Below are 17,452 nucleotides of genomic sequence, written 5' to 3'. Positions count from 1 at the left end.
GGCCCACCCCGCCCCGCCTCCGTTCTGACGAACACGTCGACGGGACCGGGCACCCGACGCTGGTCGGGACCGAACCCGACGAGCCTCGTCGTCGGGCGCAGGCGACGTGAGCGTGCGGACTCGATGCCTGGCGGACGACCGAGCTGATTTGCACTGATGGCATACAGAGTGCAAACTTGCACTGTGTCCATCCAGAGTGCAGTTTCCCGTCGTGAGCAGACGTCTCGCCGCATCTCTCGCTGCGCCCAGGACCTCGCCATCGAGCACGGCTTCGACGGGTTCACCCTCGACGACCTGGCCGAGCAGGCCGGCGTCTCACGCCGCACGCTGTTCAACTACTTCCCGGGCAAGGAGGCGGCCGTCCTCGACGGACCCGCCCCCCTCGACCCGGGCGACCTCGCGACCTTCGTGGCGGGCGGCCCCGAGGGCAACCTGCTCACGGACCTCGGCCACCTCGTCACGAGCATCTACGCCCGCGAGGAGACGACCCACGAGGACTGGCGGCGCATCCACGCCCTCCTCGAGCGCAACCCGAGGCTGATCACCGTCGCCAAGGAGCGCTTCGAGGGCGTTGCCGCAGAGGTGCGCCAGGCCACCGAGGCCCGCGAGGGCCTGCCCGCCGGCCACCCCCGGGCCCGCGTGGCCGTCGCGCTGATCGCCGGGCTCTTCCACGACGCGATGGCGTGCTTCCTGGTCGACGACGACCGCGACTTCCCGACCGAGCTCATGGCCGGTGTCGACGAGGCCACCCGCCTTCTCGCCTGACCGCGGCGCAGCGCAGCGCAGCGCTGCGCCGCACCCGCCATCACCCACCACCCCACCAGGGAGCAGACCTCGCCATGGCGACATACCTCTATCGACTGGGCCGGACGGCATACCGCCGCTGGCCGTACTTCATCGCGGCCTGGCTCATCGCCCTCGTCGGCATCGGCGGCGTCGCGACCACCATCTCCAAGCCGATGGTCGACTCGTTCTCGATCCCGGGCATCCCCTCCGAACAGGCGCAGCAGCTCCAGCAGGAGCTCTTCCCCGAGGCCGGGGACGCGTTCGACCAGGCCAGCGCGACGGTCGTCGTCGCGGCTCCCGAGGGCGAGGAGCTCGCCGACCCCGCCAACACGGCCAGGGTGGACGCCCTCCTCACCGAGCTGAGGACGCTCCCGCAGATGCCCGCCGACGGCACCCCCGGGGCGGCACAGCTCGTCAGCCCGGTCGACGCCGCCGAGGGCCAGCGCCAGCAGATGCTCGACGCCGCCGCCGATCAGGGCACTCCCGTGGACCGGGCGGAGGCCAACGCGGCTGCCCTCGCGCCGCTGAGCGCAAACGGCCGGATCGGCACGATCACGTGGACCTTCGACGTCGCGACGGTGACCGATGTCGAGCCCGCCACCCAGGACGCCGTCCTCGCCGCCGTCGACGAGGCCCGCGCCTCCGGCCTCACCGCCGAGGTCAACGGCGCCGGCATGCAGAGCTTCGCTCCCCCGGGCGCCAGCTCCGAGCTCATCGGCATCGCCATCGCCGCCCTCGTCCTCGTCCTCACCTTCGGCTCCCTCGTGGCTGCCGGCCTTCCGATCGTCACCGCCCTCATCGGGGTCGGCATCGGCTCCCTCCTCGTCGTCGGCGCCACCGCGTTCTGGGAGCTCGGCACCATGACGCCGACCCTGGCCACGATGCTCGGCCTCGCCGTCGGCATCGACTACGCCCTGTTCATCCTCAGCCGGTACCGCAGCGAGCTCCTGCACACCGACGACCGGTCAGAGGCCGCCGGACGCGCGCTCGGCACCGCCGGCTCCGCCGTCGTCTTCGCCGGACTCACCGTCATCATCGCCCTGTCGGCCCTGGCGCTCGTCCGGATCCCGTTCCTCACGACCATGGGCCTCGCGGCGGCCGCCACCGTCCTCGTCGCCGTGCTCATCGCCCTCACCCTGACACCCGCCATCCTCGGCATGCTCAAGGGCAAGGCCTTCGCCGGCCGGGTCCGGACCGAGAAGTCCGGGGACACCACCGGCAACGGTGTCCGGTGGGCCCGGCTCGTCGCTCGCGCTCCCGCCCTCGTCGCCGTGCTCGCCGTCGTCGTGCTCGGAGCCCTCGCCATCCCGATGAAGGACCTCCACCTGGCCCTCCCCTCCGACACCACGGCGCCGACCGAGACCACCCAGCGCAAGGCGGCCGACCTCATGACCGAGGCGTTCGGTCCCGGCCGGCAGGGCCCGCTCGTCGTCGTCGTCGACGGCCGCGACGTGAGCGACCCGTCCGCCCGGTCGGCGGCCTACGGAGAGGTCGCCCAGTGGGCGGCCGACCAAGGTGACGTCGCCAACGCCCAGGTCATCGGGGTCAACGCCGACAACACCGGCGCCCAGGTGCTCGTCACCCCCCGCAGCGGCCCGGACGACGAGGCCACCCTCACTCTGCTCGACGACCTGCGGGCGACCAGCCCGGACATCGAGGCGAGCACCGGCGTCACCGTCGGAGTGACGGGCCTCACCGCCATCCAGACCGACGTCTCCGAGAAGCTGCAGGACGCCCTGCTGCCCTACCTCGCGGTCGTCGTCGGGCTCGCGTTCATCCTGCTCATGGTCGTCTTCCGCTCCCTCCTCGTGCCGCTCACGGCGACCATCGGCTTCCTCCTGTCCGTGCTCGCCACCCTCGGCGCGACGATCCTCGTCTTCCAGGAGGGGGTCGGCGGGCTCTTCGAGGGCGCCCCCCTGATGAGCTTCATGCCGATCCTCGTCATCGGCATCGTCTTCGGCCTCGCCATGGACTACCAGGTCTTCCTCGTCACCCGCATGCGTGAGGCGTTCGTCCACGGCGACACGGCCCCCGAGGCGGTCGTCGACGGCTTCCGACACGGGGCCCGCGTCGTGGCCGCCGCCGCCGCGATCATGATCTCGGTCTTCGCCGCGTTCATGCTCCAGGACGAGCCGCTCATCCAGTCGATCGGGTTCGCCCTGGCCGCTGCCGTCTTCTTCGACGCCGTGATCGTGCGGATGACCCTCATCCCCGCACTCATGTACCTCATGGGCGACACGGCATGGTGGCTGCCGCGCTGGCTCGACCGGATCCTCCCCGACGTCGACGTCGAGGGTCAGCAGCTCGGCCGCCCCGGCCAGACCCCCGCCCGGGAGACCTGGCCGGACGCCGACGGCCCCGACGGCCCCAACGACCTCGACGGCGAGCGCGAGCTCGTCGACGCGGGACGTCACCGGGCCTGACGCACGGGTCAGCGGCTGGTGATGGCCTTGTAGTCGCGCTCGTTCGCGCCGGTGTAGATCTGGCGGGGCCGGCCGATCTTGGTGGCCGGGTCCTCGATCATCTCGCGCCACTGGGCGATCCAGCCCGGCAGCCGGCCGAGGGCGAAGAGCACCGTGAACATCTTGGTCGGGAAGCCCATCGCCTTGTAGATGAGGCCGGTGTAGAAGTCGACGTTCGGGTACAGCTTGCGCTCGATGAAGTACTCGTCCTCGAGGGCGCGCTGCTCGAGCTGGAGGGCGATGTCGAGCAGCGGGTCGCGGACGCCGTCCTTGTGCAGGATCGTGTCGGTCGTCTGCTTGATGATCGCGGCGCGCGGGTCGTAGTTCTTGTAGACCCGGTGGCCGAAGCCCATGAGCTTGACGCCGTCCTCCTTGTTCTTCACCTTCTTCACGAAGCTGTCGACGTCGCCGCCGTCCTTGAGGATGCCGTCGAGCATCTCGAGGACCGCGGAGTTGGCGCCGCCGTGCAGCGGCCCGGAGAGCGCGTGGATCCCGGCCGAGACCGAGTTGAAGAGGTTGGCGTGGGCCGAGCCGACGAGGCGCACCGTCGACGTCGAGCAGTTCTGCTCGTGGTCGGCGTGCAGGATGAGCAGCTGGTCGAGCGCCTTGACCATGTCGGGGTCGATCTCGTAGTCCGTCGCCGGGACGCCGAAGGTCATCCGCAGGAAGTTCTCGGTGAGCGACAGCTCGTTGTCCGGGTAGAGGAACGGCTGCCCGATGCTCTTCTTGTAGGCGTAGGCCGCGATCGTCGGGAGCTTCGCGAGGAGGCGGATCGTCGAGATCTCGACGTGCTCCTTGTCGAACGGGTCGAGGCTGTCCTGGTAGAACGTGCCCAGCGCGCCGACCGCGGACGACAGCACCGGCATCGGGTGCGCGTCGCGGGGGAAGCCGCTGAAGAAGCCCTTGAGGTCCTCGTGCAGCATCGTGTGCTGACGCACGCGCTCGGTGAAGCCCTCGAGCTCGGTCTGGCTCGGCAGCTCGCCGTAGATGAGGAGGTACGACACCTCGAGGAAGCTCGACTTCTCGGCGAGCTGCTCGATCGGGTAGCCGCGGTAGCGCAGGATCCCCTCGTCACCGTCGATGAAGGTGATGGCGCTCGAGCACGACGCGGTGTTGACGAAGCCGCTGTCGACGGTGACGTTCCCCGTCTCCTTGAGCAGAGCGGAGATGTCGTAGCCGTTGTTGCCCTCGGTGGCCTTCACGTACGGGAAGTTGAGGGTCTTCCCGTCCACCTGGAAGGTGGCTCCGGCGGTGGAGTCAGTGCTCATCGTCAGATCAATCCTCACGTCTCGGGCGAGCTCGCAGTGGCACCGCTCGCGCACGAGTGACGCTACCCCAGACGCCCACGTGGGGCGAAAAGCGTGGCAGGGCTCAGCCCGCGGTGAGACGGGCTGCGGCTGCCTCGATCTGCTCGTCGGAGGCGGTGAGGGCGATCCGGACGTGCTGGCGTCCACCGGGTCCGTAGAAGGTGCCGGGAGCGGCGAGGATGCCGCGCTCGGCCAGCCGCCCGAGCGTCACCCAGGCGTCCTCGCCGGCCGTCACCCAGAGGTAGAGACCGGCGTCGCTGTCGGTGACCTGCAGCCCCATCGCGCGCACCCCCGCCAGCAGCGTCGCCCGGCGTGCGGCATACACGGCCTTCTGCGCCTCGACGTGAGCGGCGTCCCCGACGGCTGCGGTGATCGCGACCTGCACGGGCCACGGGACGATCATGCCGGCGTGCTTGCGGACCTCGAGGACCCGCCGGACGAGGCGCGGGTCGCCCGCGACGAACGCGGCCCGGTAGCCGGCGAGGTTGGACTGCTTCGAGAGCGAGTAGACGCAGAGCAGTCCCTCGTGGGAGCCGCCCGTCACCCGCGGGTCGAGGATCGACGGCGTGGTCGGTGCCGTCTCGGTGCCACGGTCGGTGCGCCAGTCGAGCTCGGCGTAGCACTCGTCGCTGGCCACGATGACGCCGTGCTGCCGGGCCCACGCCACGACCTTGGCGAGGTGCGGGACACCGAGCACCTTGCCGGTCGGGTTGCCGGGGCTGTTGACCCACAACAGCTTCGGCGAGGTCGAGGGCGTGAGCGGCCCGAGGGCGGCCAGCCCGTCGACGACCCGGGGCGTGGCCCGGGCGAGGCGGGCGCCGACGTCGTAGGTCGGGTAGGCGGCCGACGGGAAACCGACGACGTCCCCCGGACCGAGACCGAGCAGGGTCGGCAGCCAGGCCACGAGCTCCTTGCTGCCGATCGTCGGCATGACCCCGTCGGGGTCGACGTCGGGGACCCCGCGGCGCGTGGCGAACCATCCGGCGACGGCCTCGCGCAGCGCGGGGGTGCCCCAGGTCTGCGGGTAGCCCGGGGCGTCCGCGGCGGACCGCAGAGCGTCCTGCACGACCTCCGGCGTGGGGTCCACGGGGGTCCCCACGGAGAGGTCGATGAGGCCGAGCCCGTCACCCGTGGCGACAGAACTCGCCCGCTCCTTGAGCGGAGCGAGCGAGTCCCATGGGAAGTCCGGAAGTTCGGTCACACGTCGTGCACCTGCGGCGGCAGGGCGGCGATGAGCGGGTGGTCCTTGTTGATGAGACCCATCTTGGCGGCACCGCCGGGGCTGCCGAGGTCGTCGAAGAACTCGACGTTGGCCTTGTAGTAGTCGGCCCACTGCTCGGGGGTGTCGTCCTCGTAGTAGATCGCCTCGACCGGGCAGACCGGCTCGCACGCACCGCAGTCCACGCACTCGTCGGGGTGGATGTAGAGGGACCGCTCCCCTTCGTAGATGCAGTCGACAGGACACTCCTCGATGCAGGCCTTGTCCTTGAGGTCGACACATGGCTGCGCGATCACGTACGTCATGCCGCCATAGTATGCCGATCGTGCCCGCCTCCCCCGACGCCCTCCACATCGGCGCGCGCGTCGTCGTCAGGTACCGCCTCGAGCCGGCCGAGACGGCCGCCACTCCCGGCCGGCCGACGATGACCGACGCCGTCGGGGACCTCGTCCGACGCGACGACGACGTCCTCGTCGTGGAGACCCGCCGCGGTCGGGTGTCCGTGCGGTGTGACTGGGTCGTGGCCGTCAAGGAGGTCCCACCCGCGCCGGCCCGCCGGGCCCCCGCCCACCTCGCGCTCTCGGTTCCCGACATGGCACGCGTCAGCGCCCCCAGCTGGGGTGCCGTGGAGCGGGAGACCCTCGGCGCCTGGGAGCTGCGCGCGTCCCACGGCTTCACCCAGCGCGGCAGCTCCGCGCTCGTCCTCGGTGACCCGGGGCTGCCGCTCCCGGCAGCCCTCGACGCCGTCGAGCGGTGGTATGCCGTCCGCGGCCTCCCCCCGCGCGTGGCCCTTCCCGGGTCGACCGGGTTCGACCCCGGCTCGGACCCGGTCGGGGCCGCGCTGCTCGCGCGGGGCTGGACCGCAGGCGGCCGGAGCCACCACCTCACCGCGGCGACGGCGACCATCGCCACGGCCGACCCGTGGAGCCCCGACGGGCCGCGCGTCGACGTCACCGAGGAGCTCCTCGACCCGTGGCTCGAGGCCTACCGGCGCAGCCGCACCGTCGTGGAGTCGGCCGTGCCTGCCGTCCTCGGCGGCAGCCCGCGGCAGCTGTTCGGGAGCATCGCCGCGGACGACGCGCCACCACAGCACCCTCCGGTCGCCATCGCCCGCCTCGCCGTCGCACACGGCTGGGCCGGGCTCGGCGCCGTCTGGACGGACCCGGACCACCGGGGCCGCGGACTGGCCCGACGCCTCACCGCGCGGCTGGCGGCCGTGGCCGCGGCGGACGGCATACGGCTCGTGCACCTGCAGGTGGAGGCCGACAACGCCCCCGCCCTGCGCCTCTACGAGGGGATCGGCTTCGAGCGGCACTCGGAGTACGTCTACCTCACCGGGCCGACGCGCTCCTGAGCAACGTCACTTGGCGTCGGGGTGCGTGCAGGTGACGTCGTCCTCGGGGTTGTAGTGGGTGGTGAACGGCTGCGTCCGCACGGTCTTGCCGCCCTGCTTGAAGATCCGCGTCACCGTGACGTCGAAGCCCACCACGGGGTTCTGGGTGATGCACTCGGGCGAGGCGTCGGTGATCTTCTTGGGCTGGACGATGTTGCGGCGCGGGCTCTTGGTGGCGACGACGTCCCACTTCTTGGTCCCGTAGAACGCCACGGTCACCTGGCCGCCGGTCGAGGTCGCGCGGATGTAGATGCCACCGTCGGTCGTGTTGACCCACCTGTTGTCGGGGTAGGGGTACGAGATCGTCGCCTCACGGCCCTCGGGGTAGCGCGAGATGTAGAACCCGTGCGCCATGTACTCCTTGAACTCGACGCCCGCGAAGAAGGCCGCGTTGAACAGCGTCGTGGACAGCTGCGAGATGCCGCCACCGTAGTTCTCGCTGAGCCGCCCCTCCGAGATGACGCCACCCTTGACGTAGCCCTTCTCGGGCGTGCGGCGGCCGAGGACACCGTTGAGGCTGAACGTCTCCCCCGGCGGGACGAACGTGCCGTTGAGCGTGCGGGTCGCGAGCCGGATGTTGCTGACGCGCCCGCCGCCGTTGGCCGGGAAGTACGTGGTGAAGGTCGAGATGAGGCCCTTGGGGAGGGTCGCCTGGGCCTTCGCGGTCGTGTACTCGGGCTGCGAGACCGTCACCGGGATGGTGGCGGCGCGCTCCTCGGAGGTCAGGGCGGCGGTCACCGGGGCGACGATCTTGGTCGGGTCGAGGGCGACGCCGGTCTGCGACGGGATGACCCGGGGCTGGCCGTTGGCGAAGGTGACGCTCGCGTCCTTGGCCCGCTTCGTGGCACCGGCCTTGCTCGCTGCCGTCGTCACCGCCGCGACGATGACCTTGTCGTCGAAGGTCGGGGTGATCTTGCCGTCCGCGTCGGCGGGGAAGCTGATCGCCGGCGCGAGCGTCGCCGCGGGGATCTCGAAGGCCTTGTCGCCCACCTTGACGGCGACCGGGCCGGACATCGCCTTGTCGGCGAACTCGGTCTTGACGCGCTCGAGCTCCTCGGCGGAGACCTTGGGTTCGGCGTCCTCGACCGGTGCGACCACCGGGCTGCTGCGCGGCCACGTCGAGGCGATCGCCTCGACCGTGGGCTCGACCTCGACCGTCAGGCCGTTGACGGGAGGGGCGAGCGCGACCTTGCCGCCCGCGACCGACAGGCTGCCCTCCTTGGGTGCCACGTCCAGCGTGGCGGCGGCGGCCGTCACCGCCGCCGTGAGCCTGGCCTCGTCCACGTCGGTCTCGAGCGAGCGGGTAACGCCCCCGGTGAGGTGGCCGATGACCTTGACCGGGTTGAGGCTGAAGCCGGTGAGGTCGGCGACCGACTCGTCGAGGTCCGCCGTGAGCCCCGCCTCGGCCGGGGTGATCGTCGCGGTCCTGCCCCCTGCCGAGAGGGTCACCGGGGCCGCGACGCGCGCCGCGATCCCGCTCTCGAGGGCGGCACGGGCCTGTGCCGAGGACATCCCGCCCACCTGGACCCCGCCGACCTCGGTGTCGCTCGGAGCCCGCCCGCTCGCGTAGGCCGCGACCCCCACGTAGCCGCCGATGAGCACGACGAGGGCGCCCAACAGCGCGACGATCGCGCCTCGTCGGCGTCGCGGCTGGCCCGTTTCCGGGTCGAAGTCGTCGTTCATCGTGATCCTTGCTGTGGCTCGTGCAGGTGGTGTTCGGTCAGGTGAGGGCGGAGTACTGTCCGCGGAAGTGTACGAGGGCAGCCTTGGGATCGGCCGCCAGGCGGGCGGCGCGCACCGCGCCGACGAAGATGCTGTGGTCCCCCGCAGGGTGGATGTCGCGCACGTCGCACTCCAGCGTCGCGAGGCACCCGTCCAGCAGGGCGACACCCGACTCCGCCCGGTGGTGCGGCGCCCGGTCCATCTGTCCCGGCAGAGGGCGCCCGGGCGTCGCGAACCATGCCGCGAGGGCCCGCTGGTCGGCGGCGAGGATGCTCACCCCGAAGACGCCGGACTCCCGGGCGGCGTCGTGGAAGCGGGCGTCGGTCTCGACGCAGACGAGGAGCAGGACCGGCTCGAGCGACACGCTGGTCAGGGAGTTCGCGGTCAGCGCGTGGTCCTGCGCCCCCGCGGTCGTCGTGAGCACGGCGACGCCCTTGGCCAGGCGACCCATGGCGTGGCGGTAGGTCCCGGTGTCGACGCCGGCCCCCTCCCCCGCGACGCTCATGCGTCCCCCGCCAGGAGGCCACGCCGCTTTTCGCCGACGCCGCGCACGAGCTCTCCCGTGCGCGGGTCCATCAGGGCGTAGCCCTCGCGTCCGGCCAGGCGCGACACGACGCCGTTCGAGAGGGCGAACCACCCGTCCCCCACGACGACCTGGGTCGCGTGGGCGCGCAGCGCCTCCATCTGCCGGGCCACGACGGTCGGGTCGACGACCTCGTGGGTCACGAGCGCGTCGTCGACGACCGAGGGCGCGACGGGGTCGGACGGTGACGGGACGGCATACCCCGTGTCGGCGGGCACGTGCGCAGCGAGCCAGGCGCGGTCCTCCGCCACCCACGAACGCGGCGTGAGCGTGACCAGCAGCGGTGGCGCAGACGCCATCTCGGCCAGTGCGAGGCGCACCGCGTCGTGGACGCGGATGTGGTCCGGGTGACCGTAGCCACCCTGCGGGTCGTACGTGACGACCACGTCCGGAGCGATCTCGTCGACCGTCGAGCGCACCAGGGCTGCCACCGGGGCGAGCTCCGTGCCCGCGAGCGCGCGGGGGTGCCCGAAGGCGCGCGACCCGACCATGCCGGAGTCGCGGTAGGCCGGCACGTCGCCGTCCGCTCGCACGCCGAGCAGGTGGGCGGTCACGCCGAGGACCGCGACGGCGCGGGCGAGCTCGGCCCTGCGGTGGACGGCCAACGGGTCGCCCTCGGCACCCTCGAGATGGGCCAGGTCGGCCGGGATGACCTCGCCCTCCTCGCCGAGAGTGCAGGTGAGCACGTGGACGTCGTCCCCGCGCTCGACGTGGTGGAGGATCGCGACACCGGTGGCGAGGGTCTCGTCGTCGGGGTGGGCGTGGACGAAGAGCAGGCGGCTCATCGGCGGACCGCGATGTCCGCGAACTCGACGACCCCGCCGATCACCTCGTTGGCGGAGAGGTTGCGGACGTCGCTCCCGGCGATGTAGAGCGAGCGGCGCTCGGCCAGGCCGACGTAGGCACCGAGCGTCTGGAGCCGGACGTCGAGGGCGGCCCAGGCCTTCTCGCGCTCGCCCCGGTCGGCGATCGTGCCGATGCGGGCGATCTCCGTGTCGACGCCCGGGTCCGCGAAGTAGCCGTAGTCGCGGCCGGGACCGCCCCCGCTGAGGTTGACGGTGCTGTCGAAGAGCGCAGGCAGGATCGTGCTCGCCGACGCCCACGCCGGGGCCCAGTTGGACCAGAACACGTCGTAGGCCGTCGCGGCGGCGGGCTGCGCGATCGTCGAGAAGTACTCGTCCTCGAGCGGCGAGAGGGTCGGGGCGAAGCCGGCGTCGGTCCAGCCGGCCACGAGCGCCGCCATCGCCTTGTCGGCGACCGGGCTCGACCGGTACGCCACGCGGATCGGCACCGGGATCGTCAGCCCGGCCTTGCCGAGGAGGGCCTTGGCGGCGTCCGGGTCACCTCGGTCACCGGAGGCGAGAGGGTTCTCGTCGTGGTGCGCGGGGAGCACCTCGGGGATGAGGGACGGCGCCGGCCGGCCCGTGCCCGCGCCGCCGAGGGCGGTGACGTAGGCGGCGCGGTTGGTGGCGACGGCGAGCGCCTGGCGGGCCTCGACCGAGGCGAAGACCGCGCTCCTGACGTTGGGCACGAGGTAGTCGACGAGGCCGGTTCCGGCGGTCACGGCGCGGTCGCTCAGGGAGTCGACGGTGACGATGTGCTGCTGGATCGCCGGTGGCGCGGACCCGAGGGACACTGCGGCGCGCGCGTTGTCGCCGTCCGCCATGATCTGCTGGGCGACGGTCTGCGTCTCGATGCCCTCCACGTACTCGATGCGGTCCGGGTAGCCCTGCCGCACCTCGTCGCTCGTCGACTTCCAGTGCGGGTTGCGCACCCACGAACCACCGGTCGACGGACGCCACGGGGCCGACAGCTGGTAGGGACCGTTCGAGAACACCGCGAAGGTGCCGTCGCCGCGCTTGTCGGCGCTCTTCTTCACGGGAGCGAACGCCGGCTGCGTCACCATCTCGTTGAAGTCGCCCACCGGCGACGCCAGCGTGAAGGTGATCGTCGTGCCCCGGCACGAGACCGCCCGGTCGAAGGAGTCGACGCCCGCGGCCGCGGAGGCGGCGGTGACGGCGGCGTACGGGCCGCGGTAGAGCGACCTTCCGTCGGGCAGCTTCTCGACGGCCAGCACGGCGAGCGCGTCCGTCGAGCCCCCCGAGATGACGTCGGTCGCGAAGGTGCGCGAGATGCCGTACTTGACGTCCTCGCAGGTCACGGGGGACCCGTCCTGCCAGGCGATGTCCTCGCGCAGCGTGAACGACCACGCCGTGAGGTCCTCGTTCGGGGTGCCGGTGTCGGTGGCGAGGTCACCGACGAGGCGCGACTGGTTGCGCGTGTCCGTGCTCGGCTGGTAGGCCGTCAGGGTCCGCAGGAACGTGCGTCCGGCGAAGGCCGCGTCGTCACGCGCGGCGATGCGCTGCGGGTCCCAGGTGAGGACGGGCCCGAGCGAGAGGGCGCGCAGGGTGCCGCCCGGCTCGTCGGTGCGCTCGTCGGCGGCCGCGACCCGGGGGGTCGTGACGTCGTCGTCGCCACCGCCGAGAAGGCTGCAGCCCGCGACGGCCGCGAGGAGCGCGACCGTCGCGGCAGCGGCCGCAGCCCGGACCCGCCCGGAACGTGCCGGACGGGGGGGCTGGTGGCTGCTGGTGGTCACTGCGTGAGCCTCCTGGCGAGGGGCGCGGACGCCGCGGCGCCTCAGGACTTGTTGCGCGCGCGGGACGCCGTGCGGCCGCGGACGGTCTGGTCGAGCTCGACCTTGCGGATGCGGACGGCCTCGGGCGTGACCTCGACGCACTCGTCCTCGCGGCAGAACTCCAGCGCCTGCTCGAGGGTGAGGCGACGGGGCGGGACGACCTTCTCGAAGTTGTCCGCGGAGGAGGCGCGCACGTTGGTGAGCTTCTTCTCCTTGGTGATGTTGACGTCCATGTCGTCGGCACGCGAGTTCTCGCCGATGATCATGCCCTCGTAGACCTCGGTCGCGGGCTCGACGAACAGCGTGCCGCGCTCCTGGAGGTTGACCATCGAGTAGGCGGTGACCGGGCCGGTGCGGTCGGCGACGAGGGACCCCGACGTGCGCGTCGTGATGGTCCCGAACCACGGCTCGTAGGCCTCGAAGACGTGGTGCGCGATGCCGGCGCCACGGGTGTCCGTGAGGAACTGCGTGCGGAAGCCGATGAGGCCGCGCGAGGGCACGAGGAACTCCATGCGCACCCAGCCGGTGCCGTGGTTGGTCATCTGCTCCATCCGGCCCTTGCGCGCGGCGAGGAGCTGGGTGATGGCACCGAGGTACTCCTCGGGGGTGTCGATGGTGAGGCGCTCGACCGGCTCGTGCAGCTTGCCGTCGATCTGCTGGGTGACCACCTGCGGCTTGCCGACGGTGAGCTCGAAGCCCTCACGCTTCATCTGCTCGACGAGGATGGCGAGCGCGAGCTCACCACGACCCTGGACCTCCCAGGCGTCGGGGCGCTCGGTGGGCAGCACGCGCAGCGACACATTGCCGACGAGCTCCTTGTCGAGGCGGTCCTTGACCATCCTGGCGGTGACCTTGGAGCCGCGGACGCGGCCGACCATGGGGCTGGTGTTGGTGCCGATCGTCATCGAGATGGCCGGCTCGTCGACCGTGATGATCGGGAGGGCGATGGGGTTGTCGGCGTCGGCGATCGTGTCGCCGATCATGATGTCGGGGATGCCCGCGATGGCGATGATGTCGCCGGGGCGGGCCGACTTGCCCTCCTCGAGCGGCTTGCGCTCGAGGGCCTCGGTCATGAGGAGCTCGGTGATCTTGACGCGCTCGATCGAGCCGTCGTGCTTGCACCAGGCGACCTGCTGGCCCTTCTTGATCTCACCGTTGAAGACGCGCAGGAGCGCGAGACGGCCGAGGAAGTTGGAGGCGTCGAGGTTCGTGACGTGCGCCTGCAGGGGCGTGTCGGTGTCGTAGGTCGGTGCTGGGATCGTCTCGATGATCGTGGCGAAGAGAGCGGTGAGGTCCTCACCGTCGGGCAGTCCACCGTTGTCGGGACGCGTCATCGAGGCGCGGCCGTTCTTGGCGGAGGCGTAGACGATCGGGAACTCGATCTGCGCCTCGGTCGCGTCGAGGTCCATGAAGAGCTCGTAGACCTCGTCGACGACCTCCTGGATGCGGGAGTCGGGACGGTCGACCTTGTTGATGCACAGGATGACGGGCATGTGCGCGGTCAGGGCCTTGCGCAGCACGAAGCGGGTCTGGGGCAGCGGCCCCTCGGACGCGTCGACGAGCAGGACGACGCCGTCGACCATCGACAGGCCACGCTCGACCTCGCCACCGAAGTCGGCGTGACCGGGGGTGTCGATGATGTTGATGGTGAGCCCGTCGGCGAGGCCGGCCTCGACCGCCGCCTTGCCGGCATAGTGGACCGCCGTGTTCTTGGCGAGGATCGTGATCCCCTTCTCGCGCTCGAGGTCACCGGAGTCCATGACGCGCTCGCCGGTGGACTCGACGGTGGCCCGGGCCTCGAAGGCACCGGACTCCCAGAGCATCTTGTCGACCAGTGTGGTCTTCCCGTGGTCGACGTGCGCGACGATGGCGACGTTTCGGATGTCGTCGCGAGTAGTGATAGGCATAACCGCCAGTCTCTCAGGATTTCGCTCAGGGACGAAAACGTGCGGCGAGCGCCTCGACGACCGGGAGGTCCGCGGGCAGCCACGCGACGGCATACAGCTCGTCGCGAGCCAGCCAGCGCAGGGCGTCGTGGTCCTCCACCGGCGCCGGCACCCCGGACGTCACGACGGCGAGGTGGACGGTCATCGCGTAGGCGCCACCGAGCGGCCACCGCCCGCCGTCGAGCGGACCCGGGACCACGTCGCCCAGGGCCACCTCGACGCCGAGCTCCTCGGCCACCTCGCGGTGCAGGGCCTGCACCGCGCTCTCCCCCGGGTCGACCTTCCCGCCGGGCAGCTCCCAGCCGCCCGCCAGGGCCGGGGGCTCGGTGCGCCGGGCGGCCAGCAGGCGGGTCGGCGCGGCGAGGTCGTCGACGATCGCGGCACCGACCACGTCGATGGGTGCGTCCGTCGGTTCCGTCCTCACGCCGCAGGTCCTCCTGACCGGTCGGTCTCACTCCGATAAACAATGCCCGTGCGCGGGACTGATCCCGACGAATGTGGTTAGGGTCAACCCGTCCACGCAGCGCGGCATGGCACACCATGCCCGCGGCTCGGTCGCTCCACCCTTCGGGGGTCAACCGTGGCTCTCGAGGTTCGCACATCCAAGCGAGGTATCGATGACGTTCAAGCGCAAGGCGACCCCGGTCGCCGTGCTGGCGGTTGCGGCCCTGGCCCTGACGGCCTGCGCCCAGTCCGACCGTGACGACTCCGGGTCGGACACGGGTTCCACCTCCGGTTCCGACGGGGGCACGTCCACCTTCACCTTCGGCGCCGCCGGCGCCCCCAAGGTCATGGACCCCTTCTACGCCACCGACGGCGAGACCTTCCGGGTCACCCGTCAGATGTTCGAGGGGCTCGTCGGCATCAAGGCCGGCAGCGCCGAGATCGAACCCGAGCTCGCCGAGAAGTGGGAGCCGGACGCCTCCGGGACCAACTGGACCTTCACCCTGCGCGAGGGCGTGAAGTTCCACGACGGTGAGCCGTTCAACGCGGACGCCGTGTGCAAGAACTTCGAGCGGATGTTCGACCAGAACCCGGCCGGCCAGGTGGCCGCCGAGTACTGGTCCGGCACCTTCGGCGCCTTCAAGGCCAAGGCCGCGGAGTCGCTCTACAAGGGCTGCGAGGCCAAGGACGAGAAGACCGTGGTCCTCTCCGTGACCCGCCCCACGTCCGGCTTCCCCGTCTTCCTCTCGCTCGACTCGCTCTCCATGCAGTCGCCCAAGGCGATGGACGCCGGCAAGGCCAACGAGGTCGTCGCCCAGGGCGAGGGCTTCATCTACCCCGCCTACTCCAAGGCGGGCGTCGGCACCGGCCCCTACAAGCTCGAGAAGTACGACGAGGCCAACAAGACGGTCTCGCTCGTGCGCAACGACGACTACTGGGGCGAGAAGGCCAAGAACGCCAAGGTCGTCTTCAAGATCATCCCCGACGAGAGCACCCGTCGCCAGGAGCTCGAGGCCAAGAGCATCAACGGCTACGACCTGCCGAACCCGGCCGACTGGAAGGGTCTGGAGACCGCGGGCAACAAGGTCGAGATCCGTCCGGCGTTCAACGTGTTCTACCTGGGCCTCAACCCGACCAAGAACGCCAAGCTCACCGACCTCAAGGTCCGCAAGGCCATCTACCAGGCCATCAACCGCGACGAGCTCGTCAAGACCCAGCTCCCCGAGGGCGCCAAGGTCGCGACGCAGATGATGCCCGACACCGTGAGCGGCTACAACAAGTCGCTGGAGGCCGAGAAGTACGACCCGGCGGCGGCCAAGGCAGCCATCGCGGCGGCCGGTGGGCTGACGCTCAACTTCGCGTATCCGTCCGAGGTCACGCGTCCGTACATGCCGAACCCGCAGAAGCTCTACCAGGCCATGGCGGGCGACCTCGAGGCCGCCGGCATCAAGGTCAACGTCGTCACCAAGCCGTGGAACGGTGGTTACCTCGACGGGGTCGACGCGAACGCGTTCGACGCCTTCCTCCTCGGGTGGACCGGCGACTACGACTCACCGCACAACTTCATCGGCACCTTCTTCGGCAGCCTCGACGCGAACAACTTCGGTCTGGCCAAGCACTCGTTCGGCACCAAGCTCGCCGGCGACCTCGCCAAGGCGGACGCGATCGTCGACGAGGCGGAGCGCACCAAGGCCTATGAGGAGCTGAACCGCCAGATCCAGGAGGAGTACCTCCCGGCCCTCGCGATCAGCCACTCCCCGCCGGCGCTCGTCGTCGGTGAGGACGTCGAGGGCGTCGTGCCCTCGCCGCTCACCGCGGAGGAGTTCAGTGGCGTGACCGTCGGCGGCAAGTGACCCCTGAGGTAACTGCCCGTTGACGAGGTGGCCGTCCCGGCGAAGGATCGCCGGGACGGCCACCGCCATGACCGAAGGAGGATCGCGTGCTGAGGTTCATCATCAGGCGCCTGGTACAGATGGTCGGCGTCCTCGTTGTGCTGTCGTTGTTGTTGTTCCTGTGGTTGCGCTCCCTCCCCGGCGGGACGGTCTCCGCGATCCTCGGTGAGCGGGCGACGCCGGCCACACGCGCGGCGATGGAGAAGGCCTTCGGTCTCGACGAGCCCGTCTGGGTCCAGTACGGCAAGTTCGTGGGACGCGTTCTCCAGGGCGACTTCGGTCCCTCGACGAGCGTCCTTCCCGGGACCGACGCCCTCGACATCTTCCTGCAGCGCTTCCCGGCGACGATCGAGCTCAGCTTCTTCGCGATGCTCATCGCGGTCGCCCTCGGAATCCCGATGGGATACGTCGCCGCCCGGCGCCGGGCGAGCTTCCTCGACAACGCGTCGGTGGTCTTCTCCCTCGTCGGCGTCGCGGTCCCCGTCTTCTTCCTCGCGTTCCTGCTCAAGTACGTCTTCGCGATCAAGCTCGGCTGGCTGCCCGTGTCGGGCCGCCAGGACGGCAGCCTCGATGCCACCCGGGTCACCGGGTTCTTCGTCATCGACGGCCTGCTCACCCGCGAGTTCGACGCCTCGGTGAACGCGCTCAAGCACCTCGTGCTGCCTGCGGTGGCGCTGGCGAGCATCCCCTTCGCGGTGATCTTCAGGATCACCCGCGCATCGGTCCTCGAGGTGCTCGACGAGGACTACATCCGCACGGCCGAGTCGAAGGGTCTGACCAACCGGGTCATCCGGGGCCGCCACGTCCTGCGCAACGCGATGCTGCCCGTGACGACGACGATCGGACTGCAGATCGGTGCACTCCTGGGCGGCGCCGTCCTCACCGAGGCCGTCTTCTCGTGGGGTGGCATCGGTGAGGCCTTGGCGCTCTCGTTCAGCCGGCGTGACTATCCGGTGCTGCAGGTCATCATCCTCGCCGCGGCCGCCGTCTACGTGCTCGTCAACCTGCTGGTCGACATCATGTACGCCGTGATCGACCCCCGAGTCCGGACGAGGTGACCGGG

The 17,452-nt window shown here is 70.9% G+C and carries 14 protein-coding genes; 5 read left to right on the top strand and 9 right to left on the bottom strand.

The features are described from left to right. The first annotated feature begins 183 nt into the window (after positions 1 to 183). Together N801_RS01230 and N801_RS01225 are read left to right on the top strand one after the other, a co-directional pair. Positions 184 to 765, top strand: a complete 582-nt coding sequence (locus tag N801_RS01230) for a TetR/AcrR family transcriptional regulator (protein WP_052112478.1) — start codon at positions 184 to 186, stop codon at positions 763 to 765. A 74-nt stretch (positions 766 to 839) separates the two neighbouring features. After that, a complete protein-coding gene (locus N801_RS01225; protein WP_035931905.1) occupies positions 840 to 3,209 on the top strand; it encodes an MMPL family transporter in 2,370 nt (789 codons plus the stop codon). A gap of 8 nt (positions 3,210 to 3,217) precedes the next feature. On the opposite strand, the gene N801_RS01220 is transcribed toward N801_RS01225, so the two are convergent. The 3 genes from N801_RS01220 to fdxA all read right to left on the bottom strand — a co-directional run bounded on the left by N801_RS01220 (position 3,218) and on the right by fdxA (position 6,079). Continuing rightward, positions 3,218 to 4,516, bottom strand: coding sequence for a citrate synthase (locus N801_RS01220; RefSeq protein ID WP_035931902.1), 1,299 nt, complete (start codon positions 4,514 to 4,516; stop codon positions 3,218 to 3,220). A gap of 103 nt (positions 4,517 to 4,619) precedes the next feature. Next, positions 4,620 to 5,756 (bottom strand): succinyldiaminopimelate transaminase, encoded by a 1,137-nt coding sequence (gene dapC / locus N801_RS01215; protein ID WP_035931900.1) that lies wholly within the window; start codon positions 5,754 to 5,756, stop codon positions 4,620 to 4,622. After that, a complete protein-coding gene (gene fdxA, locus N801_RS01210; RefSeq protein WP_035931897.1) occupies positions 5,753 to 6,079 on the bottom strand; it encodes a ferredoxin in 327 nt (108 codons plus the stop codon). The genes dapC and fdxA overlap by 4 nt, the downstream gene beginning before the upstream one ends. 20 nt (positions 6,080 to 6,099) lie before the next feature. Between fdxA and N801_RS01205 the strand changes: the two genes are divergently transcribed. After that, positions 6,100 to 7,128 carry a GNAT family N-acetyltransferase gene (locus tag N801_RS01205; RefSeq protein ID WP_156996384.1) on the top strand — a complete coding sequence of 343 codons (1,029 nt, stop codon included), beginning with the start codon at positions 6,100 to 6,102 and terminating at the stop codon, positions 7,126 to 7,128. 6 nt (positions 7,129 to 7,134) lie between these two features. Here the strand turns inward: N801_RS01205 and N801_RS01200 are convergent, their stop codons facing one another. Genes N801_RS01200 through N801_RS01175 form a run of 6 tightly spaced genes read right to left on the bottom strand, consistent with a single transcriptional unit; the run spans position 7,135 to position 14,477 of the window. Beyond that, positions 7,135 to 8,850, bottom strand: a complete 1,716-nt coding sequence (locus N801_RS01200) for a VanW family protein (RefSeq protein WP_035931896.1) — start codon at positions 8,848 to 8,850, stop codon at positions 7,135 to 7,137. A gap of 37 nt (positions 8,851 to 8,887) precedes the next feature. After that, positions 8,888 to 9,394, bottom strand: coding sequence for a flavin reductase family protein (locus tag N801_RS01195; protein WP_035931894.1), 507 nt, complete (start codon positions 9,392 to 9,394; stop codon positions 8,888 to 8,890). After that, the gene (locus N801_RS01190; protein ID WP_035931892.1) at positions 9,391 to 10,257 is read right to left on the bottom strand and encodes a PIG-L family deacetylase; all 867 of its coding nucleotides are present in this window, start codon (positions 10,255 to 10,257) and stop codon (positions 9,391 to 9,393) included. The genes N801_RS01195 and N801_RS01190 overlap by 4 nt, the downstream gene beginning before the upstream one ends. Next, the gene (locus tag N801_RS01185; RefSeq protein ID WP_084107988.1) at positions 10,254 to 12,068 is read right to left on the bottom strand and encodes an ABC transporter substrate-binding protein; all 1,815 of its coding nucleotides are present in this window, start codon (positions 12,066 to 12,068) and stop codon (positions 10,254 to 10,256) included. The genes N801_RS01190 and N801_RS01185 overlap by 4 nt, the downstream gene beginning before the upstream one ends. Positions 12,069 to 12,109: 41 nt before the next feature. Continuing rightward, complete coding sequence (typA, locus tag N801_RS01180) at positions 12,110 to 14,014, bottom strand: translational GTPase TypA (RefSeq protein ID WP_035931889.1); 1,905 nt, start codon at positions 14,012 to 14,014, stop codon at positions 12,110 to 12,112. A gap of 25 nt (positions 14,015 to 14,039) precedes the next feature. Beyond that, the gene (locus N801_RS01175; protein WP_035931888.1) at positions 14,040 to 14,477 is read right to left on the bottom strand and encodes a (deoxy)nucleoside triphosphate pyrophosphohydrolase; all 438 of its coding nucleotides are present in this window, start codon (positions 14,475 to 14,477) and stop codon (positions 14,040 to 14,042) included. A 193-nt stretch (positions 14,478 to 14,670) separates the two neighbouring features. On the opposite strand from N801_RS01175, the gene N801_RS01170 reads away from it, so the two are divergent. After that, complete coding sequence (locus N801_RS01170; protein ID WP_035931886.1) at positions 14,671 to 16,350, top strand: ABC transporter substrate-binding protein; 1,680 nt, start codon at positions 14,671 to 14,673, stop codon at positions 16,348 to 16,350. Between the two features lie 86 nt (positions 16,351 to 16,436). Then, the gene (locus N801_RS01165; RefSeq protein ID WP_035931884.1) at positions 16,437 to 17,447 is read left to right on the top strand and encodes an ABC transporter permease; all 1,011 of its coding nucleotides are present in this window, start codon (positions 16,437 to 16,439) and stop codon (positions 17,445 to 17,447) included. Positions 17,448 to 17,452: the final 5 nt, after the last annotated feature.

The organism is Knoellia aerolata DSM 18566 (assembly GCF_000768695.1).
Taxonomy (GTDB): Bacteria; Actinomycetota; Actinomycetes; order Actinomycetales; family Dermatophilaceae; genus Knoellia; species Knoellia aerolata.
This window is presented reverse-complemented; position numbering and strand designations above follow the sequence as displayed.

Excerpts from the sequence above, each read along its gene's own strand:
- fdxA (WP_035931897.1), bottom strand. The coding sequence starts at position 6,079 with ATGACGTACGTGATCGCGCAGCCATGTGTCGACCTCAAGGACAAGGCC.
- N801_RS01200 (WP_035931896.1), bottom strand. The coding sequence starts at position 8,850 with ATGAACGACGACTTCGACCCGGAAACGGGCCAGCCGCGACGCCGACGA.
- N801_RS01190 (WP_035931892.1), bottom strand. The coding sequence starts at position 10,257 with ATGAGCCGCCTGCTCTTCGTCCACGCCCACCCCGACGACGAGACCCTC.
- N801_RS01220 (WP_035931902.1), bottom strand. The coding sequence starts at position 4,516 with ATGAGCACTGACTCCACCGCCGGAGCCACCTTCCAGGTGGACGGGAAG.
- N801_RS01170 (WP_035931886.1), top strand. The coding sequence starts at position 14,671 with ATGACGTTCAAGCGCAAGGCGACCCCGGTCGCCGTGCTGGCGGTTGCG.
- N801_RS01225 (WP_035931905.1), top strand. The coding sequence starts at position 840 with ATGGCGACATACCTCTATCGACTGGGCCGGACGGCATACCGCCGCTGG.
- N801_RS01195 (WP_035931894.1), bottom strand. The coding sequence starts at position 9,394 with ATGAGCGTCGCGGGGGAGGGGGCCGGCGTCGACACCGGGACCTACCGC.
- typA (WP_035931889.1), bottom strand. The coding sequence starts at position 14,014 with ATGCCTATCACTACTCGCGACGACATCCGAAACGTCGCCATCGTCGCG.